This is a genomic window from Streptomyces sp. NPDC038280, from assembly GCF_055600045.1.
This window is the reverse complement of record NZ_JBVJYZ010000001.1, coordinates 162196-185696: the sequence shown is the minus strand read 5'-3', so window position 1 is coordinate 185696 and position 23501 is coordinate 162196. Positions and strand designations below refer to the sequence as shown.

Below are 23501 nucleotides of genomic sequence, written 5' to 3'. Positions count from 1 at the left end.
GGCGCCCTCGTACTCCGCTCGCTGACGTTGCTGACGTCCCGGCGTCACATCGACCTGTTGCGCGTATGCAGCGCGGCGGATCCGCAGCGCACCCGAGTCGCGGACTCCCCTTCGGCCGACGGAGCCTGAACTCCACGTCGTTGTCGTTCCTTTCTTGGGTCGGAATCGGTCTGCTCCGGAACTCCCCGTCCCTCTCGGTGAGCACACGCCGACGCCGTCGTGCTCCACCGCCGTACGCCCCCAGCGCAACCACCCCAAGGGAGACGCATGCCCGCCACGTATCCGACCGCCGTGCCGTCCTTCCGAGGCAGGATCGGCGGTGACGCCCGCAGCGGCTACCCCGCCCAGCCGCACCGGTACCGGCTTCACCTCGCGTTGTCCTGTCCGTACTGCCTTCAGATCGCCGTCACCCACAGCCTGATCGGCCTCGACGGCGTTCTTCCCGTCAGGCTGCTGCCGGCCGTGCCCGACGCATGCGAGGGCGGACACCTGGCGCTGCGTCCGCTGTACGACGCGAGCGCGCACCGGCATCCCGGCCCGGCGGTGGCGCCGGTGCTCAGCGATGACTGGACCGGACGGATCGTCAGTACGCATGTTGCCGACATCCTCAGCGACCTGGCCCGGAAGTTCGCCGGCCACGGGCTCGATCTCCATCCCCACGGGGTCGACGACGAGATCGCAGCCGTCGGCCGACTCTGCGAGCAGGGGATCAACGGCGCCGCGCAGCGCGCCGGTCGAGTCGACACGGACGCCGGGTCGCGGGGCGAGGCACTGCGGACCCTGCTGCACGCCCTGGACGTGCTCGAGCGCCGCCTGTCCCGACACGATCACGTACTCGGCGGCGACCTCACCCTCGCGGACGTGCAGGTGTGGGTGACGCTCGTACAACTGGACACCGTGCACCGCTGGCACTTGGACGCCGCCGCGGTGCACCGCATCACCGACCACCCTCACGTGTGGGCCTACGCGCGCCGCCTCGCGCGGCACCACGCCTTCGGCGCCCACCTCGACCTGGAGGCGATTGTGCTGCGACACCACGTCCACTGCCGGGGCCGGGAGGCCGCCGGCGCGGCGATCCGGATCGTGGACTGGGAGGCGGAGCGAGCCCTGGGCGCGGGCCGGCGGGTCCTCGAACGCCTCGACCCACTCGAAGAGAACGCCGGTCGATGAGAACTCGATCGCGGCCCGAGAACGCCAGGAGGGTGACGAACTCGCCGTCACCCTCCAGGGATTCGCTTTCGTAGAAGCCTAGTTCACGCCGAGTCCGGCGTCCGCGACCCCGGGCTTGCCCTCGGCCTTGAGGACCTTGTTGAGCGTGCTGAGATCGTAGATCCCCTTCAGCTCCGGCTGCTTGAGGAGGCCGGCCTTCACGGCGTGTTGCGCCTGTGCGTCGAGGGTGGCGGCCAGCGGGTCGTCGAGGAACGTGATGGACGGCCAGGCGCCGTTGATCACCGCGTCGCCGAGCGGCTTGCCGGTGAGTTCCTTCAGCTTGGCGTTGGCGGCGGTCTTCGCCTTGTCGGGGTTGGCGTTGATCCAGGTGTTGGTCTTCACCGAGCCGCGCAGGACCGCCTCGACGACGTCCGGGTGCTCTTTGAGGAACTTCTGCGACACGATGATGTTGGTGATGACGAACTTCTTGTCCGGCCACAGGTCGGCCTCGTCGAGGAGCACCTTCGCGCCCTCGCTGACCAGCTTGGACGCGGTCGGCTCCGGCACCCAGGCACCGTCGATCGAGCCGGACTTGTAGGCGTTCGGGGTCACCTTGTTGTCCGTGCGCACCACGGAGACGTCGCCCTTGCCGCTCTGGGCGTCGACCTTCCAGCCCTTCTCGGAGATCCAGTTGAGGAAGGCGACGTCCTGGGTGTTGCTGAGCTGCGGGGTGGCGATCTTCTTGCCCTTGACGTCGTCCAGGGTCTTGATCTTGTCGGGGTTCACGACCAGCTTCACCCCGCCGGAGGCCGAACCGCCGATGATGCGCAGGTTCTTGCCCTTGGACTTGGTGTAGCCGTTGATGGCAGGGGAGGGACCGATGAAGCCGATGTCGATGGAGTCGGCGTTGAGCGCCTCGATCTCGGAGGGGCCGGCGTTGAAGGTCGAGACCTTCAGCTGGGTGCCGCCGAGCTCCTTCTGGAAGATGCCCTGCTGGTCGCCGATCAAGGCGGTGGCGTGCGTGAGGTTGGGGAAGTAGCCGATGCGCACCTTGTCGGCGGAGAGCTTCTTGCCGTCCGCCGCGACCTCGGCCTTCTTGTCGTTGTCGGTGGACGCGGATCCGTAGCCGCAGGCGGTCAGAAGCAGGGGGAGAGCGGACAGGGCGGCGAGGGTGCGCAGGGTGGAGAGCGGTCTTGCGGCAGACACGGGGTGTCCTCTCGAGGATGAGGCGATCGGCAGGTGCGGTGAATGCGGGGGGTGAAGCCGACGAGAACGGCAAAGGCGCGGAAGTCGCATGCCTGTGTCACCCCATGCCCTGCTGAAGGCGTGAGGCACGGGCATGGCCGGGTGCCGGTTCCCTGGGACGGTCTCAGGCGCGGCGACAGATGGCGCTGGACGTATGGCCGAGGTCGATGTGGCGACGCGACGTGAGACGGGGGAGGGTCGCGTGATGGGCCGTTCGCATGACTCCCTCGCAATCCCTAGTTTTCCCAGTCGGTTGCTAGGGATGGTGGCAGAAAGGGACGGTCGCCCCAAGAGGGTGTTCGGATGATGGACCGCAGCATCTCGCTTCGTGGGATGCGTTGGCGGATCGCAACGCGTTCCCCTCGTGCGTGACGCCTCTCAGGGGCAGGCCGCGGCCATCGCGCGGTGGGGACTGTCGAGGTAGTGGTCCCCGATGGCTCACATGCCGGACGGTCCGGCCTCACGATGCAAGACTCGCAGCGGGCTGAGCCCGCCGACGTCTCAGGGGTTGGACCAGGCGGCGGGGTCTTCCGCCAGGGTGTGGATGAAGGCCGGCAGTCGGCCCGACGCGATGTCCGCGAGCGAGACCCCTTCGAGGATCTGGCGCACGTTCGCCCGCAGGGCGATCCACAGCGGGAGCAGCGCCTCGGCGGGGCCCTGGTACGTCAGGTCCGGCGGCCGCACGCCCCGTACCGAGACGAGCGGTCCCTCGACCGCGCGCACCACGTCGGCGACCGAGATGTCCTCCGGTGCTTTCGCCAGCCGGTACCCGCCGCTGGCGCCGCGCTGGCTGACCACCAGCCCGTCGCGGCGCATGTCGTTGAGGATGCTCTCCAGGAACTTGTGCGGAATCTCCTGCGCCTCGGCGAGGGCCTCCGCCTTCAGGGGCGTGCCCTTCTGGGCGCCGGCGAGGAGGAGGGCTGCGCGTACCGCGTAGTCCGCTCGGGCTGAGATCCGCATGCGGGCATTATCTCGTACGGTCCGGCGGTGATTCCGCCGGGCCCGATCGGTGCGCGTCCCCACGTTTTCCCATGTAATCGGTAGGGAAGTATTGACGAGTCGCCGTGGCGCGCACCACGATGGCGGCATGTCCCCTTCGCAGCCGTTGCTCGTACGCCGCAGGCACGTTGACTTCCGTCTCGTGGCCAGTGCGGTCTGCCGACGCGGCTAGGGTTTCTTCGCCAGGGATCCTCACCGGGGTGTCTCCCCGCGCGGCGGCGCTTGCGTCCCGCTCCTCCTTCCCTGTGCCTCTTTCTTCACCTTTCTCCTTTTCGCGACCGGCCGGCCTCCTGCGAGGCGGCACGGGCTCGACTCTCACGCGTCGCCGCCGATGTCGGCGCTTCCATGCTGCATGCGTGCGGGCGGGCCCGACGTTCCCGGTGCCCGATCGCACTCCACCCTGACCAGCCGAAGGGGCTTCACGTGACCACCGCCGTCCCCACCTCCACGCGTCCCGTTCCCGAACCGCGCCTCCGCCTCGTCGGCGACCGACCGCGGATCGTGCCCGCCGCGCCCGGCTCCGGGACGGTCGGGTATCTCGTGTACCTGCCGGAGACCGTCGACCCTGTGGCACTGCTCCGTGCCCATGGCGTACGCCCGGAGGTGCATCCGCTCGTCGCCAGGACGCCACCCCGCCCGGCCCCCGAACCGGAACCGGCTCCCAGCGCGGCCCCCGACTCGGTCGACGGCATCCGTGTCGACGAGACGCGCCGGACCATCGAGGTCGACGGACGTGAACTCGACCTCACCTACCTGGAGTTCGGCCTCATCGCCCACCTTCTGGCGCATCCCCACGCCGTGCACACGCGCGAGGCACTCATGGCCGCCATCTGGGGCTACGACCACATCGGCGACGGCCGGACCGTCGACGTCCACGTCGCCCGGCTTCGCCGCAAGCTCGGCCCCGCGTACCGGGACCGGATCGTCACCATCCGCAGGGTCGGCTACAAGTACGTCCCCGACCACCGGTAGCCACTCACCACGCACCGTCGAGCGCGGCGGTCCGGCGTCCAGTGCGCCGGGCCGCCGCGCTCGGTCGGGTTGGGGTGGTCTCTCCGGCTCCTTCAGGAGGTGATGGGCAGGGCACGGCCTTCGTTGCCTGGGCGGCGAGGGGCGCGCCGACCGCGAGGCGGGCGCCGGGCGTGCGGCCGCGGCCCCAGCCGATGTCCCGGCGGTAGTTGCCGAGCAGACCGGCACGTACGAGGCGGTGCTCGTCGCGGTGCGGCTAGGTTGCCGCGCCGCTTCGGCCCCTCGGATTCCTGTTGAACCTCCCGACCTCGGCCCAGGCCGCCAGAGTGACGGTGATCACGGACATCCTTCGGAGGCTGCTGCGTAGGCTTGGGCAGTCGTCGCGGTGAGGTCCAGGAGGGCAGGCGAGCTCTCCCGCAACACCTGACGGTGCGTCAGAAAAGTCAGCGATTGGTCAGCGTCAGTCCTAAAAATCTGGTGAAAGCTGACCGGACATGCGACTCGTTGTAAGGTAGGGAAACCGCCCTTGACCTGCAAAAACGCAGGCAGGGAGCCTAGCTCCAGGAGTACCTCGATGATGCGTACAATGTTCAAATCCAAGATCCACCGGGCCACCGTGACCCAGGCCGACCTGCACTACGTCGGATCCGTCACCGTCGACGCCGATCTCATGGAGGCCGCCGACCTCCTCCCCGGCGAGCTCGTCCACATCGTCGACATCGACAACGGCGCCCGCCTGGAGACGTACGTCATCGAGGGCGAGCGCGGCTCCGGAGTCATCGGGATCAATGGCGCCGCCGCTCATCTCGTCCACCCCGGTGATCTGGTGATTCTCATCAGTTACGCCCAAGTCGAGGACGCCGAGGCGCGGTCGCTCGTGCCCCGTGTGGTACACGTCGACGCGGACAACGAGATCGTGGAGCTGGGAGCCGACGCATCCGAGCCGGTGCCCGGAAGCGACACGGCGCGCAGCCCGCACGCCGTTGCGGCGTCGCGGGTCTGAGACGCGGGGCCCGGCAGGGCCGCGAGGCATGAGGGGGACGGTATGACAGATCTCGACATCCGCGACGACCGGGCGAAGGGGCGGCTGGAGGCGTACGCGAACGACACCTATGTGGGCGGCGTCGTCTACTTCGTGCTCGGCGCCGAGCCGCACGCGCTGGTCGCCGTCCACACGGTGGTCGAGGAGGGCAACGAGGGCAAGGGCATCGCCGGGTCCCTGGTCAGGGAGTTCTACCGGATCGCCGCCCGCGAGGGCGTCCCCGTCGTGCCCCTCTGCCCGTACGCCGCGGCCTGGGCCGAGCGCCATCCCGACGAGGCTCCGTGGCCGGCCGAGGACGTGGTCCAAGCCGCCAAGAGTGAGCTGAAGGCGACGCCGGAGCTCTGGTGACGCTCGCGCTGCTGCACACCTCACCGGTGCACGTGCCGGTCTTCGACGCGCTGCGCGACCGGGAGCATCCCGGACTCGTCCTGCGGCACGTCGTCGCCGAGGGACTGCTCGTACGGGCCCGGGAGAGGGGCCCGGGCGCCGTCGAGGACCAGGTCGCGGCGGCCCTCGCGGGCGTCGTGGCGGAAGGGGCCTCGGCGGTGCTGTGCACCTGCTCCACGATCGGCGGGGTGGCGGAGGCCGCCTCGCGCGGGCTCGGTGTGCCCGTGCTGCGGGTGGACCGGCCGATGGCCGAGCGGGCCGCCCGAGCGGGGCGGGTCGTGGTGGTCGCCTCGGTGGAGAGCACCTTCGGGCCCACGGTGGCCCTGATCCAGGAAGAGGCGGGCCGGCGCGCGCCGGGGGACCGCATGAGGGGGACCAGCCCCGCGCGGCTCCGCACTCCGCGCATCAGCACCCTGCTGGTCGAGGGTGCCTGGACGCTGTTCGAGGCCGGTGACCGGGACGGTTACCTGGACGCCGTGGCCGCCGCCGTCGACTCCGTGCCGCTGGGTGAGGCCGATGTCGTCGTCCTGGCGCAGGCCTCGATGGCGGACGCGGCCGGCCGGGCGCGGACCACGATCCCCGTGCTGTCCAGCCCGCGCCTCGGTCTCGCGGCGGGGGCCGAAGCCGTACGCCGATGAGTGGAACCCGGCGCGCCGGGGAAGCCGCAACGGGAGAACCTGGAGACGCACGGCCTGCCGAGAGACGTGGCCGACCAATCTGAGGGGCCTCTCATGACCCAGCCCGACCCCAATCCCATGCCCCCGTCGCCCGTCCCGCCTCCGGGACCGGTTCCCCCCGGCCCCACGCCGGGACCGGTGCCGCCCCCGCCCACCCCCGGGCCGCCGACCCCCGCGCCCCCGGGGCCCGCCCCCACTCCGCCGCCGAAACCGGGTCCGCCGACGCCAGGGCCCGTGCCGACGCCCACCCCGCCGCCGGTACCGACGCCCGACCCGATTCCGCAGCCGCCGGAGCCGACCCCCGTCCCCGAACCCGAACCCACCCCCACTCCGTCGCCCGCACCCGAGCCGTAACGGTCGCGACGCCCCGGCGGCGACCGGCGCGGAGGCAGCCGGCGGAGGGCCTCCTGGGCCCAAGGAAGTACAGACGGACGGAGCCTGACGCTCCGTCCGCCCCCTTGTCATGGCCCGTTCCGAGCGCCTAGGTTTGGCGGCTGCCGAGGCGTAATAGGGGGGTCCCAATGGCCTTACGCGGACGACACCGCCGGTACCAGCCGAGCCGCATCAACCGGGCGTCGCTCACCCTCACCGCGGGTGGCGCGGGTATGGCGCTTCCCCTGATCGGCGCGGGCACCGCCCACGCCGCGTCCGTGGACGTCTGGGAGAAGGTCGCGGCCTGCGAGTCCACCAACAACTGGAAGATCAACACCGGCAACGGGTACTACGGCGGACTCCAGTTCAGCCAGTCCACCTGGGAGCAGTACGGCGGTACCCACTACGCGCCCCGTGCCGATCTCGCCTCCAAGGACCAGCAGATCGCGATAGCCGAGAAGGTCCTCAAGGGGCAGGGCCCGCGTGCCTGGCCGGTCTGTTCGACGCGCGCCGGCCTGACCCGCGGCGGGAGCGCCCCCGAGATCGCGCCCGAGAAGCGCCGGGGGACCACGTCGGTGCCGCGCCAGACGCGCTCGGGCAGCTCCTCGCAGCCCAAGAGACCCGCCACGACCCCGCCGCCGGCGACGCCGACCACCGTGCCGACCGTCCGGCAGAGCTACACCGTGGCGCCCGGTGACTCGCTCTCCGCCATCGCCGAGAGGAAGCGGGTCAAGGGCGGTTGGCAGCCGCTGTACGAGGCGAACCGGACCGTCGTCGGCAGCGACCCCGATCTGATTCACCCCGGCCAGAAGCTGACGCTGAGGATCGCGGCGCCCCGCCCGCCCGCGCCCGGAACGGGCACCACGCCCCCCGGGACCAGGCCCGGGCCGTCGCCGAAGCCGAAGACGACCACGAAGCCGCCCACGAGCACCAAGCCCGTGACGAAGCCGGTCACGCAGACCCGTCCCGTCGCCAAGCCGGTCACCAAACCGGCGCCACAGAAACCCCGGGAGACACACCGGACCGGCTTCAGCGCCCCCGTGGACGCGCGCACCGGAACGCCCTACCACAAGAGCGGTTCCTCCTGGTCCAGCGGCTATCACACCGGGGTCGACTTCCCCGTCCCCACCGGCACGTCGGTCAAGGCCGTCGCCCCGGGCCGGGTGGTCTCCGCCGGCTGGGGCGGAGCGTACGGCTACCAGATCGTCATCCGGCACGACGACGGCAAGTACAGCCAGTACGCGCATCTCTCCGCGCTGAACGTCCGTGCGGGGCAGACGGTCAACAGCGGGCAGCGGATAGGCCGTTCAGGCTCCACCGGCAACAGCACCGGACCGCATCTCCATTTCGAGGTGCGGACGGGTCCCGGATACGGGTCCGACATCGACCCCGTCGCCTATCTCCGGTCGGGGGGCGTCTCGCTCTGAGCCGGCCCGGTCGCCGAAGGGTGTCCTGGCGGGTGCGTCGCGGGGGGCGGAGAGCCGCTCCGTCGTGAGCAGGACCAGCCCGCTCGCCGCGACCACCCCGAAGCTCAGCGCGATGACGCTGCCGCCCGACCCGTAGCGGAATTCCTCGCCGAACAGGGTCAGGCCGATCGCCGCGGCCACCACCGGGTTCACGACGGTGACGGTGGCGAGCGGGGCGGCGAGTCCGGCGCCCCGGTAGGACGCCTGGGAGAGCAGCAGTCCCGAGACGGCGAAGCCGGCCGTCACCAGCATGCTCGGCCACTGCCCCAGGGGGGCGCGCGCCGTCCAGTCCACCGCGACGATCTTGGTGAACACCGAGGCGTTGCCGAACGCCACGCCCGCCGCGCCGGCCAGGATCACGCTGCGCACCACCGGGCGGCGCGTGCGCAGCGCGGCCAGGAAGAGCAGGCCCACCGCCGCGAAGGCCGAGACGGCCAGTACCAGCCGCTCGTCGCCGTCGAGCGTGCGCGAGTGGGAGGGGCCGGTCAGGGTCAGCATCCCGGCCAGGCCCACGGTCGCCATGATCGCGCCGCGCCAGGCGGGGGCGCCCGCCCGGCGCCCGACGAAGAGCGCGGCCATCGGCAGCGCGAACACGATCGTCAGGGCGCCGAGCGGCTGGACGACGCTGAGCGGCCCGTAGGCGAGCGCCGCCACGTGCAGGGCCGCTCCCACTCCGTTGAGCAGGACCGACACCCACCAGAAGCCGTTGCGCAAGGGCGCGTACGCCCTACTGCCCGCGGTGGCCGCGACGCGCTCCTGGACGATCGCCCCGGCCGCGTAGGCGACCGCGGAGACCAGGGCGAGAAGCACGGACAGCGCGAGGGGGCTCATGGGTCAACTGTGACGCGTGACGCGCCTGGACGTCGTCGTCCCTGAGCACGCAATCGGTCGTACTGCCGTAGGAGTACGGGACTACGTCCGGGGGTGGGGGTGTGGCGCGGGGCCGAAGGCGACCCGGCCGGTGTCGAGGTCGAACCGGGCGCCGACCACGACGGCGTCGTCGAACGCGTGATCGGATTCCAGTCGCCGCTGTATCCGGGCCACATTGGCTCGCACGGTGTTCTCCACCCAGTCGCCGGGCAGGTCCCGGGTCTCCCGGGCGGCCGGGGCCACCTCCTCCACCACCCGCGCCAGATGGCCTTCGGCGGGTATGCCGGTGCGCACGTACTCCACGGCGGCGGCCGCGGCGCCGCAGCGTTCGTGGCCGAGGACGACGACGAGCCGTACGGCGAGCTCCTCCACGCCGAACTGGATGCTGCCCAGGACCGCTTCGTCCAGGGCCTGTCCCGCGGAGCGGATGACGAGCAGATCGCCGAGCCCCTGGTCGAAGACGAGCTCCGGCGGGACGCGCGAGTCGACGCACCCCATGACGATCGCGAAGGGGTGCTGCGCCGTCGCCACCTCGCGGCGCCGGTGGGCGTCCTCGTGCGGATGGCGCTGGCGCAGGGCGGCGAAGCGGGCGTTGCCCGCCCGTAACGCGGCGAGCGCGCGGGCGGGATCGGCCCCCGGGACGCCGGACGGCGTGGCCGGGGGTGTCGTGGGCGCCGGGGCCGCCGCCCGTGCGGCGGGCACGGTGGCGGCGAGTGCGGCGGTGGCGGTCATGGTCAGGACGGAACGTCGGCTGCGATGATTCACGCCGTCAGCGTCACGGGCCGCCGGTGTCCGGACGTGAGGCTTTGGCCCGGCCTTTACCGGATCGTTATCGGACGCGTGTCCGGCTTGCGGAGGAGGAGAACAAGTGCACGAGGAGGATCTCGCGGAAACGGCCTCCGTCGGCGGCTTCTTCGCCCTGCGCACGACCCCTCCGGAGGCCGACGCACACGTCCCGCTGTCGGAGGTCTACGCGCCCGGCGCTCGCCCTCCGGGCGTACCAGGCGCCCCGCCGGGCCCCCCGCCCGGCACCGCGTCGCAGGTCGCGCCCGGCGGCCCGTCCGGCCCCCTGGCCGCCCGTGTCGATACCGTCGTCGACCGGCTGGGCGTCCCCGAGCGTCGCGTCGGGGCCTCGCTCGCGCACCTCGGGCTCGCCGCGCGGCTCTGGTCGGTCGCTCTGGGCTCCGCGGTGCTCCACGGTGTCGTTCCCGACATCGAGCCGGACACCCTCCACTGGGACGGGCGGCTCACCTCTCCGGACGACCTGTGGTGGTCGGGCCGGGCGAGCAGGCCCGGGACCGCCGAGGAGATCCGCGCCGTGGTCCAGTACGGCCATCTCGTCCCGCTCGGGGAGGCCCTGCGGCGCGACGACCGGATCTCGCCCCGGCTGCTCTGGGGCAACGCGGGCTCCGCCCTCGCCGGATCCGTACGGGAGCTGACGCGCTGGTCCCGCGCGCGGCACCGCCCGGAGGTCGCCGAGCGGGCCGCGTCGCTCGCCACCGAGCTGTTCGCCCACCCCGATCTGGCCGGTACGGTCCAGGGCCCCGCCCTCCGGCGCACGACCTGCTGCCTCTTCTACCGCAGTCCGGGCGGCGGCCTCTGCGGCGACTGCGTCTTCGACCGGCCGCCGCACCGCACAGGCGCCTGAGCGGGCCGACGGGCCCGCCGGAACCCCGCTCCCTTTTCCGTTTGGCGTCCAGGGCCCCCGCTCACGTAAAGTTCCGCTTTTGAAGTGTGTGATGTGCGCACGTACGAGTGATCGAGGAACGCGACAGCCATGACGGTGACAGAAGAGACCCAGGTGTACGGGCCGGGCATCGACCCCGAGCGCCTGGCCGTCTGCCTGAGCGTCCTCGACGAACTCGACAAGCTCGACGTGGACCACCCCGACGCGATCGCCGTCCGCCGCGCCACCGCCGGCATCTACCGGACCGTGAAGCAGCGCCGCCGCCAGGAGCGCCGGGCCGCCAAGACCGCCCACGACAAGGCGGTCACCGAGGCCACCGCGACCGGCTCCGCCGAGCGCATCGACGACGAGACGCAAGGGTTCCTGCCGTCCTCCTCCGTCCTCGGTGAGATCGCGGGCATACTCCAGCGCCCCCGGTCCTGCTACATCTGCAAGACCCGGTACGTCGAGGTCGACGCCTTCTACCACCAGCTCTGCCAGGACTGCGCGGCCGAGAACCGCGCCCGCCGCGACGCCCGTACCGACCTCACCGGCAAGCGCGCCCTGCTCACCGGCGGCCGCGCCAAGATCGGCATGTACATCGCGCTGCGGCTGCTGCGCGACGGCGCCCACACCACGATCACCACCCGCTTCCCCAACGACGCGATCCGCCGCTTCAAGGCGATGCCGGACAGCGACGAGTGGATCCACCGGCTCAAGATCGTCGGTATCGACCTCCGCGACCCCGCGCAGGTCGTCGCCCTCGCCGACTCGGTCGCCGCCGAGGGCCCCCTCGACATCCTGATCAACAACGCCGCCCAGACCGTACGGCGTTCCCCGCAGGCCTACAGCGAACTGGTCGCCGCCGAGTCCGCGCCGCTGCCCGCCGGGGAGCTGCCGCCCGCGCAGATCATCGGCACGTTCGGCAGCGGCACCGTGGACGCCGTGGCGGCGCTGCCCTCCGCCCGCCGTGGCGACGGCCTCACCGCACAGGACGTGACCGAGCTGGCGCTCGTCACCGGCTCCGCCTCTCTTGAGCGCATCGCGGCCGGCACCGCGATCGACGCGGGCGGTCTGGTCCCCGACCTGCACGACACGAACAGCTGGATCCAGACCGTGTCCGAGGTGGACCCGGTGGAGCTGCTCGAAGTGCAGCTGTGCAACTCCACCGCGCCGTTCATCCTGATCAGCCGCCTGCGCCCGGCCATGGCCGCCTCGGGTGCCAAGCGCACCTATGTGGTCAACGTCTCCGCGATGGAGGGCGTCTTCAGCCGCGGCTACAAGGGCGCCGGCCACCCGCACACCAACATGGCGAAGGCCGCCCTCAACATGCTCACGCGCACCAGCGCGCAGGAGATGTTCGAGTCCGACGGCATTCTGATGACCGCCGTCGACACCGGCTGGATCACCGATGAGCGCCCGCACCCGGACAAGATGCGGCTCGCCGAGGAGGGCTTCCACGCCCCGCTCGACCTGATCGACGGCGCGGCGCGCGTGTACGACCCGATCGTGCGCGGCGAATCCGGCGAGGACCTCTACGGCTGCTTCCTCAAGGACTACGCGCCCGCGAACTGGTAGGCCGGCCCGGCCCCGGCAGGGGCCGACGGCTCCGCGCGAACACACCTGTGCCCCGGCCTTCCGGCCGGGGCACAGGTGCGAAGCGTGCGACTCAGTCGATTCCTGGCAGGATGTGCGGCTCCGCGAGGTCGTCCTCGTAGCCGGCCAGCCGGATGGGTGCGGATCTGGCCCACACCTCGAGGCTTCCCAACTCACCGGATGCCTTCGTCCGCTCCAGGCGTTCCGCCGGGCGCTGTTCCTGCTTCGTCAGTTCTGGTGTCACCGCGCACTCCTTCGTGTCGCGTACCAATGGGGAAGGGACCGTTCGGTCGCGGTGGCGCCGGTCTTCGGGCGGGACCGCGACCTGGTTGGAGGTCTGTCCCCAGGTCGGCTCAGGGGCGTTTGTGGATCCCTGTTGGCCGACCGTACGCCCCAGAGTAACCAAATGAGCGCCGTCCCGCTCGATGGGGCCCATTTCTGGGGTGCATTCCGGACACGGATCCGCCTGTAAGGGGGATCCTGTTCGACAGTGTGCGGCCTGTGAACGAATACCGCCTTTCGGTGACATCAAGGGTCACTCCGGCCCCGGGCGCCACCGTGGGCGCCGCCGCCCGCGCGGCCCTCAGGTCCGCTCGGGAGCGGTGTCCTCGGCCCGGGCGCTGAGCCGGGTCGCCGGCATGTACTCGCGCAGATGGGTCCGGTGCCACCAGGCGCCGGTGGCGCGCCGTTCGCTCCAGGTCGTGAACCGGTAGCGGTACAGCCGGGCGCGGACCATCGCCGGCGGGCCGTCGGGGAAGGGGTTGTGGCGCAGCAGCCGCAGGGTGTCCCGGTCGCCGTCCAGCAGACGTTCGACGAACGGCCCGAACCAGTCGCGCGCGTAGACCGGGGAGAGCGCCGCGAACCACATCATCCAGTCGAGCCGCAGGTGATACGGGGCGAACTGGCGCGGCAGGCGCCGCACATCGCCGGGTTTTCCCTTGAACTCGTACTCCCGCCACACCGTCTGCGCGTCGTACACCGGGTCGTCCGTGCCCTCGATGACGATCTCGTCGCGGATCCGGCCGACCGTGCCGAAGGCTCCGTAGGTGTTGACGAGGTGGAGGGGGTCGAAGGAGCGGTTCATCGCCTGCCGCCGGGAGAGCAGATTGCGGGCGGGGCGGTAGCTCAGGACCAGGACCAGCGCGGTCAGGGCGGTGACCAGGACCACGTACCAGAGAGGGGGGCCGGGCAGCGCGGGGGCGGCGACGAGACGCGAGCCGTCGACGGCGGAGAGGGCCAGCACGATGGTCAGCCAGTTCAGCCAGGAGAAGTTGCCCGAGAGCACCAGCCACAGCTGGGTCACCACGATCACCCCGGCCGCCGCGCTCGCGACCGGCTGCGGAGTGAACAGCAGGACCGGGACGAGGAGCTGGACCACGTGGTTGGCCCCCGCCTCCACCCGGTGCAGAGGGCGCGGCAGGCGATGGAAGAACCAGCTCAGCGGTCCCGGCATCGGCTGGGTCTCGTGGTGGAAGTACAGGCAGGTGAGATTCCGCCAGCACTGGTCCCCGCGGATCTTGATCAGCCCCGCGCCGAACTCCACCCGGAACAGCAGCCAGCGCAGCAGCCACATCACCAGGACCGGGGGAGCGGTGCGTTCATTGCCGAGGAAGACCGCGAGGAAGCCCGTCTCCAGGAGCAGCGACTCCCAGCCGAAGCCGTACCAGGTCTGCCCCACGTTGACGATCGACAAGTACAGCACCCACAGCACGGCCCACAGCAGCATCGCGACCGCGAGCGGCACCTCGTCGCCCGCGCCGGCGACGAGCGCGAGGGACACCACCACGCCGGTCCAGGCGCAGAGCGCGAAGAGCCGGTCCGAGTAGCGCAGGCGGAAGAGCGTCGGCGCCCGGCGTGCGGGGACGAGGCGCAGATACTCCGGCACCGGAAGCATGCCGCGCTCGCCGATCAGCGCCCGGAACTGGAGGGCGGCGCTCAGGAAAGCGACCAGGTAGAGGCCGGCGAGAGCGCGCTGGAACACGATCCTGCTCAGCCAGTACTCGGGTGCGGTGAACCACTCCATCCCGTCCAGTATCGGTCGCGGCGGCTCCCGCGTCGCCTCTCAGCCCGCGGCGATCCGGGCCAGCGTGCGGCCCAGATGGCGGGCGTACGCTCGCTGCAGCACGGGCACCAGAGGGCCCGCGATACGTGCGTACCAGGCCGCGGGTCTACTGAAGGCCGTGACCGTGAACCAGACCGAGCCGTCCTCCAGCATGTCCACGATGAACGACTCCTCGCCCGACTCGGGGTGACCGGTCAGGGTGCCGTAGGCGAATCCGGCGCGGTCCTTCTCGTACGCCGTCCAGATGACCTCGCAGGGGGCGGTCACGCGCACCGGGCCGAGGCCGAGAGAGACCTCGAGGGTGACACCGGGTTCGGCGCGGACGGCGGCCGCTCGTACCCGCGCGCCCGACCGGCGGTGCATCCGCCAGGTGGTGACGGCGGCGCCCGCGGCCACGAAGGCGGCCCGGCCCTGGCCGATCCGGGCCATGTGGTGGAGGTGGTGGTAGCCCTCGGGCAGCGGAGTGAGGGCGGTGGCGCCCACGTGGGGGTAGCTGAGCACCCGCTTCACCGGGGTGGTGGACGCGGTCGCCCTCCGTATGGCCGAGAGCCCAGGGGCGTTCGCCAGGCGTCGCCCAGCCGGGACGATTGCCGACCTGCCGAGCGTCACCATCAGTCCGACCAGTGCGGACATGCGAACCACCTCCAGATTGAACGTGTTCAAGTCGCTGCCTCCAGCGTAGAGGGTTTCTTGAACGCGTTCAAGTGTGGGGCCGACCGGCCCGTCTCCGTTTGCGGGGTGGCGCGGAATCCGGCAGAGATGGGAGGAACAACTCAAGGTGGAAGGCGGGAGATTCTGGTGCGCTCACCCACACGCCGTCGCCATGGCCTCCTCGCCACGCTTGTCGCCGCGGCCTTGATCTCGGGCTGCGGCGGAGGCGGCGGCGACCGGGAGGAGACGGCGACGGAAGTGAAAGAGGTCTTCCTCGAGCCGGTCGCGGCCCAGGGATCCGACCCCTTCACCGCCTCAACCGTCGCTCCCTCCGCGACCGCCACCTCACCCGCCCGGCCGCTCTCCGCGCCGCAGTCGTCGAACAACCCCGCGACGCGCGCCGTCACCGGGTCCACGCCGGGCCTGTACGGCGGCACCCGCACCCAGTCCAGCTGTGACATCGAGCGTCAGGTCCGCTTCCTCACCGACGACGTCGTCAAGGCCCGCGCCTTCTCCCGAGCCGCCGGGATCAGCGAGGCCAACCTCGCCAACTGGCTGCGGGGCCTCACCCCCGTGGTCCTGCGCGTCGACACCCGTGTCACCAATCACGGCTACCGGTCCGGCTCCGCGATCGCCTTCCAGTCCGTCCTGCAGGCCGGAACGGCCGTCCTCGTCGACCAGTACGGCGCTCCGCGCGTCCGCTGCGCCTGCGGAAACCCGCTGCGCAACCCCGTCTCCTTCGACGGCGCGATCCACCGGGGCAAGCCCTGGCCCGGTTACGATCCCGCCCGGGTCGTCGCCATCAACCCCACCCAAATGATCATCAACAGTCTGGTGATCGTGAACGCCTCCGATCGCACCTGGATCGAACGGAAGACCGGCACCGGCGGAGAGGCCGACACCAGGCCCGCCGTGGATCCGCCGTGCGATCCCGACGAGTGCCATCTGATCGCGTCCGCACCGCCCGACTCCCACGCTTCCGGCGACGGCACGCGCCCTCCCGGTTCCACCTCGCCCGACACCTCCCGCTCCGAGCCGGGAACCCCCGATGCACCCGGCCGGGAGGAGACGACGACCGACCCTCCGCCGGCTGGTACCGACTGCCCGGGCACGGACTTCACCTCCCCCGTGCCGGACGACCCGTCGCCGCTGGTCCCGCCCGGCTGTCCCGCCCCGGACTGGACGCCCCCCGACACCGGCGATCTCGTCCCGCCGCTGCCGCCGACCGAACCGGAGCACCCGACCGAACCGGACCAGCCTCCCGGTGATGTGCTCCCGCCCGGTGACGTGCTCCCGCCGGGACCGGAGCCGGAGTACGAGCAGGCCCACACGCCCGACCGGCCCGAGATCTTCGAGGGCTGAGACCCGGCCGCGCGCCCGCCCCGCCCCTCGATCTCGACGAGAGGTCGGGGGCGGGCCCCTCGTCCGCCGTCGCGTTGCGGCGGGCGCATGCGGCCGTCGCGTGGCGGCCCGCCTGGCGTCGCCCGCATGCGCCCGCCCGGGGGTCCGCCTAGCGTGGGGCCATGGATGCGGGTTCAGGGGGCGGCAAGGCTGTCGAGTCCTGCGACTGTGGGCCGTCGGCGGGCATGAACTGCCGCTTTCTCGCGGAGTTCGGGCCCCAGTTCCACATGGGCAGGTTCGACTGGGACCTCGACAGCGGTCTGATGGAGATGGACCCGTCCGCCCTCGGTGTCTTCGACATGGACCCCGCCGACTACGACGGAAACCCCACCACGCTCGCCCCCCGCGTCAGCTCCGACGAGGCCACCCGGCTGGACTCCCTGGTCACCCAGGCGCTCAAGGACGGCAGCTCCCACTACGGCGCGTACTTCCGCGTCCGCTGCCGCGACGGACGCGTGCGCTGGACCCACACCCAGGGCGTCATCCGGCGCGACGAGACCGGCCGGCCGCGCCGCATCCTCGGCGTCGTCCGCGACGCCACCGACGAGCTGGCCGACTCGGCCGCCCGGCTCGGTCTCGACGAGGAGCGCCGCAGACGCACGAGCGTCGTGGAGTCGACCACGGCCGCCCTCGCCCACGCCCGTACCGTCCAGGACATCATCGATCTGCTCAATGACCAGCACGGCCTGGAGTACTTCGGCGCCACCAGCCTCGTCATGGGCCTCCTGGAGGCGGGCCGCATCCACCTGATCGCCGAGGGGCCCGACGACGCCTTCGTGCCCGGCACTCGCTTCACCCGGGTGGACGAGGCGTACCCGATGAGCGAGGTCGTGCGGACCCTGGCCCCCCGCTTCATCGAATCGCCCCGCGACTTCGCCGAGTCCTACCCCGCCCTGTGGCCGCACATCAGCGGGCTCGGAATCACCGCCGCCGCCTATCTGCCGCTGATCGCGCAGGCCCGGCCCATCGGCGCGCTCGGGCTGCTCTACAACGACCGGACGGGATTCACCGCCGACGAGCGCAATGTGCTGGTGGCGCTCGCCAGCAGCATCGCCCAGAGCCTCCAGCGCGCGATGCTCTTCGAGCAGGAACACGACCTCGCCGAGGGGCTCCAGCAGGCGATGCTGCCCCGCCGCATCCCCGAGGTGCCCGGCGCGCACATCGCCGTCCGCTACCGCTCGGCGCGGCTCGGCCGGGACATCGGTGGTGACTGGTACGACGTCATCCCGCTGCCCGGGGGGAGGGTCGGCGCGGTCATCGGAGACGTCCAGGGGCACGACACCCACGCCGCCGCCGTCATGGGACAGCTGCGGATCGTGCTGCGTGCCTACGCGGCGGAGGGGCACACCCCGGCCACGGTGATGGCGCGCGCCTCCGTCTTCCTCCACGAGCTGGACACCGACCGCTTCGCCACCTGCACCTATGTGGAAGCCGACCTCGTGACCGGGGTGGCGCAGGTGGTGCGGGCGGGGCATGTCGAACCGCTCCTCCAGGACACCGACGGCAGCTGTCGCCGGCTGCCCGTGCCGGGCGGACTCCCGCTGGGCCTCTCCGCCGAGTTCGGCCGGCTCGACTATCCGGTCAGCACGCTGGAGGTCGATCCGGGCCAGACCCTGCTGCTCTACACCGACGGGCTCGTCGAGACGCCCGGCTCGGACCTCGACGACGGCATGCAGTGGCTGGCCGCGCTGGTGCGACGAGGGCCCCGGGACCTCCAGCAGCTCGCCGACCAGCTGTGCGAGGTCGTCGACGAGCGGGGCGGGGACGACGACGTGGCCATCCTGCTGCTGCGCCGCCGGGGCGCGTACTTCCCGCAGGCGGGCGGGCGGCTCCAGCAGCACGTGGGGCAGAGCGACCCCGAGGCGCTGAGGTCCGCCCGGCACATGATCCGGGCGGCCGTACGGGCATGGGGCGCCAAGGAACGCGCCGACGAGATCGAACTGGTCGCGGACGAGCTGATCACCAACGCCCTACTGCACACCGACGGCGGTGCCATCGTGACCCTCCGGATGCTGAACGGGCCCGAGCGGCGGCTGCGGGTGGAGGTCGAGGACCGCTCCAGCGCGCTGCCGCGCCGTCGTGAGGCGGGGGAGTCGGGCGTCTCGGGGCGGGGGCTGCTGCTGGTCGACCAGCTGACCGACGTATGGGGAGTGGAGTCGCGAGGCAGCGGCAAGTGCGTCTGGTGCGAGTTCATGGTGCCGAGTCGGGAGTGACGGCTCATGGTGCCCGGCCGGGAGTGACGGCCGGGCGTCCCGTGCCCCCGCACCTCTGTTAACTCAGCGTGAACTGATCGTACTTGACCGTAACCGACCGCAAGCGATTGACTGCTGGTCCGACAGCTCATCCGCGCTCCGCAGCGGGCCGCCAAGCCCCCTGCTCAGGAGCGCCGACGAGCCCTCCAGAACATGAGGATCCTTTGAGCAGCGAGCTCCTCGACCCGCTTGATCTGGCCTTCTGGCACCTCGAATCCGCCGACCACCCCATGCATCTCGGCGCGCTCGCCCACTTCGGGCCGGCGCCGGCCGCGGGCGCCCCCGCCGACCTTCTGGGGCTCCTCGCCGGCCGCGCCGCGGCCATTCCCCGGCTGCGGATGCGCGTACGCGACGTCCTGCTGCCCGTCGGCGGCGCGGCCTGGTCCCTCGACAAGGACTTCGACGTGCGCCGCCACGTCCGCGAACTGCGGCTCCCCGGCGAGGACTTCGCCGCCGAGACGGCCACGCTCGCCGGAGAGCTCATGGAGCGGCCCATCGAACGGGGGCGGCCGCCCTGGGAGATGTACCTGCTGACCGGCCCGGACGACGGCTCCTTCGCGGTCCTGGTCAAGCTGCACCACGCGCTCGCCGACGGACTGCGCGCCGTCGCCATCGGCGCCGGGATCTTCGACGAGATCGCCGCCGCCCGCACCGCCTCGCCCCGCCGACGGGCCCGGCCGGTGCCGCCCTCCTCCTGGCTGCCCGGCCCTCACCGGCTCCTCGGCGCCGCCCTCGACCGCCTCGAGGACATCGGCCGGGCCGTGGGTGTGGGTGCCTCGGTGGTGCGCGCCAGCCGTCTCGATCCGGGCGACGCCACCGCCCTCGCCGCCCACTCCAGCGGCACCCGCAGGGTCGCCACGGCCACCCTCGACCTGGACGCGGTCCGGCGGATCCGCCGGACCACCGGAGGAACCGCCAACGACGTCCTGCTCGCGACGGTCACCGGCGCGCTGCGCCGCTGGATGGAGGAGCGCGGCGGGCCGCTGCCGTCGGCCGACCCCCGCGCCCTCGTCCCCGTGTCGCGACGCCGGCCCGGCAGCCCCTCGGGCTCCGGCAACCGGCTCTCCGCGTACCTGGTCGACCTGCCCGTGGGTGAGGCGGACCCGCGGGAGCGGCTGGACTCCGTACGCACCGCCATGGACCGCAACAAGGCCGCCGGACCGCTGCGCGGCGCGGGGGCGGTCGCCGTACTGGCCGATCAGCTGCCTCCGCTCGCCCACCGGTTCGGCGCCTCGCTCGCCGGGGGCGCCGCCCGGATGCTCTTCGACATCCTGGTCACCAATGTGCCGCTGCCGCGCTCCGCGCTCTCGCTCGGCGGCCGTCCGCTCAGTGGCCTCTTCCCGATGGCGCCGCTCGCCCGGGGGCAGTCCCTGGCCATCGCCATGTCACCGTACGGCGGCGACGTGCACATCGGACTGGTCGCCGACGGCGAGGCCGTCCCCGACCTGGACCGGCTCGCGAAGGGCTTGGCCGAGGAACTCGTGACCCTGATCGACGCCGTCGGCGCACCGGACTGACCGACGCGGCGGGCGGGGGAGGGGCCCGGGGTTCGAAGGGCCGGTGAACGCGCGGCTGTCGGGCCCGTGCGGCAGGGTGGAGACATGCCCGAACTGCCCGAAGTCGAAGCGCTGAGAGAGTTCCTCGACGAACACCTGGTGGGCAAGGAGATCGCCCGCGTCCTGCCCGTCGCGATCAGCGTGCTCAAGACCTACGATCCGCCGCTCACCGCGATCGAGGGAGAGACCGTCACCGGCGTCGCCCGCCACGGCAAGTGGCTCGCCATCAGCGCGGGCGCCGGTGACGGCGCGCTCCATCTGGTGATCCACCTCGCCCGGGCCGGCTGGCTCCAGTGGAAGGACGTCCTGCCCTCCGGCGTGCCCCGCCCCGGCAAGGGCCCGTTGGCGCTGCGTACCGCGTTGACCGGCGGCGACGGCTTCGACCTCACCGAGGCGGGCACCACCAAGCGCCTCGCCGTCCATCTGGTCCGCGACCCCGCCGATGTGCCGGGGGTCGCCCGACTCGGCCCCGACCCGCTCGCCGCCGACTTCGACCGGGACGCCTTCGCCGCGCTGCTGGGCGGGGAACGACGGCAGATCAAGGGCGCGTTGCGCGACCAGAGCCTGATCGCGGGCATCGGCAACGCGTACAGCGACGAGATCCTGCACGTGGCCCGGATGTCGCCGTTCAAGCCGGTGGGGAACCTCACGGAGGAGGAGATCACCATGCTGTACGAGGCGCTGCGCACGACGTTGCGGGACGCGGTGGAGCGCTCGCACGGGATCGCGGCCGGGCGCCTCAAGGCGGAGAAGAAGAGCGGCCTGCGGGTGCACGGGCGCACCGGTGAGGCGTGCCCGGTGTGCGGCGACACCATCCGCGAGGTGTCCTTCAGCGATTCGTCACTGCAGTACTGCCCGACCTGCCAGACCGGCGGCAAGCCGCTCGCCGACCGGAGACTGTCGCGGCTGCTGAAGTAGCGGGGCCGGGGCGGGTTCCGGCCGACCACGCGAGCCGCGGGAGCCGGGCGGGGCGCGGCACGCCGCGCGCCGGGCCGAGCCCGAGGAGCGGGTCGCGGCCCCGCCAACGGCCGATCCTCGTGGCCGGCCGTCGTGTCGCGGGGCGGGAGCCGACCGGCCGGGCCGACCGTGCCAACGGCCGACCTCTGTGACTCGCCGCCGTCGGGGGCGGAGGGCGACGAGCGGGGTGCCTTGCCAACGGCGGTCAACCGGGCCGGCCGCCGCTGGGGGACGAGGGTACGAGCGGGCCGCCGCCAGCGGCCGCGACCCTCGTGGCCGGCCGTCGTGTCGCGGGGCGGGAGCCGACCAACCCGGGCCGAGCCCTGTGGCGCGCCGCCGTCGGGGGCCGAGGGAAACGAGCGGGCTGCCGCCAGGGGGCGACCGGGCCGGCCGCCTTGTCCGCAGACGGCCCGAGTGGTCGGCCGCCGCTATCGGGTGAGGGCGAGGATGACGAGTGGGCTGCCGCCCCGGGGGCGCACCATCAGGCGGTCGATCTCGTCGCTCCGTAGCGCCGTGCCGCCCTCGACCAGTGGCGCCGAGCGCTCATCGGCTGTCACCGACCAGCCGAGGACCGGATGTTGCCTGCCGTCCCTGCCGACCACGACCAGCTCGCAGACACGGGGACCACGCACCCCCGACACCCGTAGCTCGACGGCGGTCCCCCAGGGCTCGTCGCGCAGGGCGGCGGCCGCGGAGACACCCGTGGCCGGGTCGGTCGCCGAGATCACGGCGGCGGTCGGCGCGTCGTCGCGCAGGGCCAGCGAGGCGGCGGGCACGGCGAGGGCCACGGCCCCGACGGCGGCCGCCGCGACGAGCCGCAGTCGAAGCCGTGGCCCTCGCCGGGCGCGAGGGGCCGGAGGGGGCGCGGTGCCCGGTGGCCGGTGCGGTCCGGGCGGTTCTCTCAGCTCGGCGAGGCACGCCGTGACCCAGGTGAAGTCCGCGAGCCGCCGCGCGCAATGCGGGCAGTCCGACACATGCTCCTCGCAGCGGAACGCGTCGGCCGGTTCCAGGGCGCCCAGGGCGTAGGCCGCCACATCCCGGTGTCGTTCCCGCAGACTCATGGACCTTCCTCGCTTCCGGTGTACTGCCCTCCCTTACGTACGGAAACCACCCCCGTGCTCAACCGGCGGGCCCCGGCCTACACTCCGCACCATGCTGCGCGTACTGGCCGTCGACGACGAAGAGCCGGCCCTCGGGGAACTGCTCTACCTCCTGCGCTCCGACCCCCGCGTCCGGAGCGCGGAGGGAGCCACCGACGCGACCGGGGCGCTGCGCCGCATCGGCCGCGCGCTGGACGCCGGGCCCGATGGTGAGGACGCCATCGACGTGGTCTTCCTCGACATCCACATGGCCGGGCTCACCGGCCTCGACGTGGCCCGGCTGCTCGCCGGCTTCGCCCAGCCGCCCGCGATCGTCTTCGTCACCGCCCACGAGGGCTTCGCCGTGCAGGCGTTCGACCTGAAGGCCGTCGACTACGTCCTCAAGCCGGTCCGTCGGGAGCGCCTCGCCGAGGCCGTCCGACGCGCCCGGGACGTGGTCATGACGGCGCGCGAGACCCGTACGCCCGAGGCGCCGCAGGCGGAGACGGTCGCGCCCGTCCCGCCGAGCACCACCGCCGATCAGATCCCCGTCGAACTCGGCGGAGTGACCCGTTTCGTGCCGATCGACGACATCGCCTATGTCGAGGCGCAGGGCGACTACGCCCGGCTGCACACCGACGACGGCAGCCATCTGGTGCGCGTCCCGCTCTCCACGCTGGAGGAGCGGTGGGCGGCACGCGGTTTCGTACGGATACACCGCAGTCATCTCGTCGCGCTCGGCCGCATCGACGAACTGCGCCTGGACGCGGGGGCGACGACCGTGCGGGTGGGCCGGGCGGAGCTCGCCGTCAGCCGCCGGCACGCCCGCCAGCTGCGGGAGCTGCTGATGCGGCACGCCCGCGGCTGACCCGGCTCCCCCGACCGCGACCGCTCGCCCGGCGCCTGGAGCTGACCCTCGCCCCGGCCCCCCGACCGCGACCGCGCGCCTGGAGCTGACCCTCGCCCCGGCCCCCCGACCGCGACCGCGCGCCTGGAGCTGACCCACGCCCCGGCCCCCCGACCGCGACCGCCGCGCGCCCGGAGGTGACCCACGCCCCGGGCCCCGGCCGCCGCGTCCGCCCCGCGCCCCTGGTGGACCGGCCGC

General features: G+C 72.4%; 21 protein-coding genes. 13 read left to right on the top strand and 8 right to left on the bottom strand.

Annotated features, from left to right (window positions below):
- The first annotated feature begins 267 nt into the window (after positions 1 to 267).
- Positions 268 to 1170 carry a glutathione S-transferase C-terminal domain-containing protein gene (locus ACZ7J0_RS00845; protein ID WP_470882836.1) on the top strand — a complete coding sequence of 301 codons (903 nt, stop codon included), beginning with the start codon at positions 268 to 270 and terminating at the stop codon, positions 1168 to 1170.
- Between the two features lie 78 nt (positions 1171 to 1248).
- Here ACZ7J0_RS00845 and ACZ7J0_RS00840 read toward each other — a convergent pair whose 3' ends face one another.
- Together ACZ7J0_RS00840 and ACZ7J0_RS00835 are read right to left on the bottom strand one after the other, a co-directional pair.
- Positions 1249 to 2355, bottom strand: a complete 1107-nt coding sequence (locus ACZ7J0_RS00840; RefSeq protein WP_470882835.1) for an ABC transporter substrate-binding protein — start codon at positions 2353 to 2355, stop codon at positions 1249 to 1251.
- A 540-nt stretch (positions 2356 to 2895) separates the two neighbouring features.
- On the bottom strand, positions 2896 to 3354 hold the full coding sequence (locus ACZ7J0_RS00835) for an RrF2 family transcriptional regulator (protein ID WP_470882834.1): 459 nt from the start codon (positions 3352 to 3354) through the stop codon (positions 2896 to 2898).
- A gap of 462 nt (positions 3355 to 3816) precedes the next feature.
- Between ACZ7J0_RS00835 and ACZ7J0_RS00830 the strand changes: the two genes are divergently transcribed.
- The 5 genes from ACZ7J0_RS00830 (at position 3817) to ACZ7J0_RS00810 (ending at position 8267) form a co-directional block, all read left to right on the top strand.
- Positions 3817 to 4365, top strand: coding sequence for a winged helix-turn-helix domain-containing protein (locus ACZ7J0_RS00830; RefSeq protein WP_470882833.1), 549 nt, complete (start codon positions 3817 to 3819; stop codon positions 4363 to 4365).
- Between the two features lie 571 nt (positions 4366 to 4936).
- The gene (gene panD / locus ACZ7J0_RS00825; protein WP_470882832.1) at positions 4937 to 5365 is read left to right on the top strand and encodes an aspartate 1-decarboxylase; all 429 of its coding nucleotides are present in this window, start codon (positions 4937 to 4939) and stop codon (positions 5363 to 5365) included.
- 42 nt (positions 5366 to 5407) lie between these two features.
- The gene (locus tag ACZ7J0_RS00820) at positions 5408 to 5752 is read left to right on the top strand and encodes a GNAT family N-acetyltransferase (RefSeq protein ID WP_470882831.1); all 345 of its coding nucleotides are present in this window, start codon (positions 5408 to 5410) and stop codon (positions 5750 to 5752) included.
- Positions 5749 to 6429, top strand: a complete 681-nt coding sequence (locus tag ACZ7J0_RS00815) for an aspartate/glutamate racemase family protein (RefSeq protein ID WP_470882830.1) — start codon at positions 5749 to 5751, stop codon at positions 6427 to 6429. The genes ACZ7J0_RS00820 and ACZ7J0_RS00815 overlap by 4 nt, the downstream gene beginning before the upstream one ends.
- A gap of 560 nt (positions 6430 to 6989) precedes the next feature.
- Entirely contained in the window at positions 6990 to 8267 is a 1278-nt protein-coding gene (locus ACZ7J0_RS00810; protein WP_470882829.1) for a transglycosylase family protein, read from the top strand.
- Here the strand turns inward: ACZ7J0_RS00810 and ACZ7J0_RS00805 are convergent.
- Both ACZ7J0_RS00805 and ACZ7J0_RS00800 read right to left on the bottom strand, forming a co-directional pair.
- Complete coding sequence (locus tag ACZ7J0_RS00805) at positions 8148 to 9137, bottom strand: DMT family transporter (protein ID WP_470882828.1); 990 nt, start codon at positions 9135 to 9137, stop codon at positions 8148 to 8150. The two genes, ACZ7J0_RS00810 and ACZ7J0_RS00805, sit on opposite strands and share 120 nt — an antisense overlap.
- Before the next feature lie 81 nt (positions 9138 to 9218).
- Positions 9219 to 9908, bottom strand: a complete 690-nt coding sequence (locus tag ACZ7J0_RS00800; RefSeq protein ID WP_470882827.1) for a carbonic anhydrase — start codon at positions 9906 to 9908, stop codon at positions 9219 to 9221.
- Positions 9909 to 10044: 136 nt separating this feature from the next.
- Between ACZ7J0_RS00800 and ACZ7J0_RS00795 the strand changes: the two genes are divergently transcribed.
- On the top strand, positions 10045 to 10824 hold the full coding sequence (locus tag ACZ7J0_RS00795; RefSeq protein ID WP_470882826.1) for a (2Fe-2S)-binding protein: 780 nt from the start codon (positions 10045 to 10047) through the stop codon (positions 10822 to 10824).
- Between the two features lie 129 nt (positions 10825 to 10953).
- On the top strand, positions 10954 to 12420 hold the full coding sequence (locus ACZ7J0_RS00790) for an SDR family NAD(P)-dependent oxidoreductase (RefSeq protein WP_470882825.1): 1467 nt from the start codon (positions 10954 to 10956) through the stop codon (positions 12418 to 12420).
- 91 nt (positions 12421 to 12511) lie between these two features.
- Here the strand turns inward: ACZ7J0_RS00790 and ACZ7J0_RS00785 are convergent, their stop codons facing one another.
- The 3 genes from ACZ7J0_RS00785 to ACZ7J0_RS00775 all read right to left on the bottom strand — a co-directional run bounded on the left by ACZ7J0_RS00785 (position 12512) and on the right by ACZ7J0_RS00775 (position 15133).
- Positions 12512 to 12682 (bottom strand): hypothetical protein, encoded by a 171-nt coding sequence (locus tag ACZ7J0_RS00785; protein WP_470882824.1) that lies wholly within the window; start codon positions 12680 to 12682, stop codon positions 12512 to 12514.
- A gap of 339 nt (positions 12683 to 13021) precedes the next feature.
- On the bottom strand, positions 13022 to 14461 hold the full coding sequence (locus ACZ7J0_RS00780) for a lipase maturation factor family protein (RefSeq protein ID WP_470882823.1): 1440 nt from the start codon (positions 14459 to 14461) through the stop codon (positions 13022 to 13024).
- 39 nt (positions 14462 to 14500) lie between these two features.
- Positions 14501 to 15133, bottom strand: coding sequence for a DUF1990 family protein (locus tag ACZ7J0_RS00775; RefSeq protein WP_470882822.1), 633 nt, complete (start codon positions 15131 to 15133; stop codon positions 14501 to 14503).
- 165 nt (positions 15134 to 15298) lie between these two features.
- Here ACZ7J0_RS00775 and ACZ7J0_RS00770 point away from each other — a divergent pair, with 165 nt between their 5' ends.
- The 4 genes from ACZ7J0_RS00770 to ACZ7J0_RS00755 all read left to right on the top strand — a co-directional run bounded on the left by ACZ7J0_RS00770 (position 15299) and on the right by ACZ7J0_RS00755 (position 21278).
- Positions 15299 to 16513 carry a DUF6777 domain-containing protein gene (locus ACZ7J0_RS00770; protein ID WP_470882821.1) on the top strand — a complete coding sequence of 405 codons (1215 nt, stop codon included), beginning with the start codon at positions 15299 to 15301 and terminating at the stop codon, positions 16511 to 16513.
- 161 nt (positions 16514 to 16674) lie between these two features.
- Positions 16675 to 18765, top strand: coding sequence for a SpoIIE family protein phosphatase (locus ACZ7J0_RS00765; RefSeq protein WP_470882820.1), 2091 nt, complete (start codon positions 16675 to 16677; stop codon positions 18763 to 18765).
- Between the two features lie 203 nt (positions 18766 to 18968).
- Positions 18969 to 20321 carry a wax ester/triacylglycerol synthase family O-acyltransferase gene (locus ACZ7J0_RS00760; RefSeq protein WP_470882819.1) on the top strand — a complete coding sequence of 451 codons (1353 nt, stop codon included), beginning with the start codon at positions 18969 to 18971 and terminating at the stop codon, positions 20319 to 20321.
- Between the two features lie 84 nt (positions 20322 to 20405).
- Positions 20406 to 21278 carry an Fpg/Nei family DNA glycosylase gene (locus ACZ7J0_RS00755; protein WP_470882818.1) on the top strand — a complete coding sequence of 291 codons (873 nt, stop codon included), beginning with the start codon at positions 20406 to 20408 and terminating at the stop codon, positions 21276 to 21278.
- Between the two features lie 467 nt (positions 21279 to 21745).
- Here ACZ7J0_RS00755 and ACZ7J0_RS00750 read toward each other — a convergent pair whose 3' ends face one another.
- Entirely contained in the window at positions 21746 to 22378 is a 633-nt protein-coding gene (locus tag ACZ7J0_RS00750) for an anti-sigma factor (RefSeq protein ID WP_470882817.1), read from the bottom strand.
- 91 nt (positions 22379 to 22469) lie between these two features.
- Here ACZ7J0_RS00750 and ACZ7J0_RS00745 point away from each other — a divergent pair, with 91 nt between their 5' ends.
- On the top strand, positions 22470 to 23264 hold the full coding sequence (locus tag ACZ7J0_RS00745) for a LytR/AlgR family response regulator transcription factor (protein ID WP_470882816.1): 795 nt from the start codon (positions 22470 to 22472) through the stop codon (positions 23262 to 23264).
- Positions 23265 to 23501 lie beyond the last annotated feature (237 nt).

Bases quoted from the DNA above. Each gene is read 5' to 3' on its own strand.
- ACZ7J0_RS00845 (WP_470882836.1), top strand. From the start codon at position 268: ATGCCCGCCACGTATCCGACCGCCGTGCCGTCCTTCCGAGGCAGGATC.
- ACZ7J0_RS00835 (WP_470882834.1), bottom strand. From the start codon at position 3,354: ATGCGGATCTCAGCCCGAGCGGACTACGCGGTACGCGCAGCCCTCCTC.
- panD (WP_470882832.1), top strand. From the start codon at position 4,937: ATGATGCGTACAATGTTCAAATCCAAGATCCACCGGGCCACCGTGACC.
- ACZ7J0_RS00820 (WP_470882831.1), top strand. From the start codon at position 5,408: ATGACAGATCTCGACATCCGCGACGACCGGGCGAAGGGGCGGCTGGAG.
- ACZ7J0_RS00810 (WP_470882829.1), top strand. From the start codon at position 6,990: ATGGCCTTACGCGGACGACACCGCCGGTACCAGCCGAGCCGCATCAAC.
- ACZ7J0_RS00805 (WP_470882828.1), bottom strand. From the start codon at position 9,137: ATGAGCCCCCTCGCGCTGTCCGTGCTTCTCGCCCTGGTCTCCGCGGTC.
- ACZ7J0_RS00800 (WP_470882827.1), bottom strand. From the start codon at position 9,908: ATGACCGCCACCGCCGCACTCGCCGCCACCGTGCCCGCCGCACGGGCG.
- ACZ7J0_RS00790 (WP_470882825.1), top strand. From the start codon at position 10,954: ATGACGGTGACAGAAGAGACCCAGGTGTACGGGCCGGGCATCGACCCC.
- ACZ7J0_RS00780 (WP_470882823.1), bottom strand. From the start codon at position 14,461: ATGGAGTGGTTCACCGCACCCGAGTACTGGCTGAGCAGGATCGTGTTC.
- ACZ7J0_RS00775 (WP_470882822.1), bottom strand. From the start codon at position 15,133: ATGTCCGCACTGGTCGGACTGATGGTGACGCTCGGCAGGTCGGCAATC.
- ACZ7J0_RS00765 (WP_470882820.1), top strand. From the start codon at position 16,675: ATGGATGCGGGTTCAGGGGGCGGCAAGGCTGTCGAGTCCTGCGACTGT.
- ACZ7J0_RS00755 (WP_470882818.1), top strand. From the start codon at position 20,406: ATGCCCGAACTGCCCGAAGTCGAAGCGCTGAGAGAGTTCCTCGACGAA.
- ACZ7J0_RS00750 (WP_470882817.1), bottom strand. From the start codon at position 22,378: ATGAGTCTGCGGGAACGACACCGGGATGTGGCGGCCTACGCCCTGGGC.
- ACZ7J0_RS00745 (WP_470882816.1), top strand. From the start codon at position 22,470: ATGCTGCGCGTACTGGCCGTCGACGACGAAGAGCCGGCCCTCGGGGAA.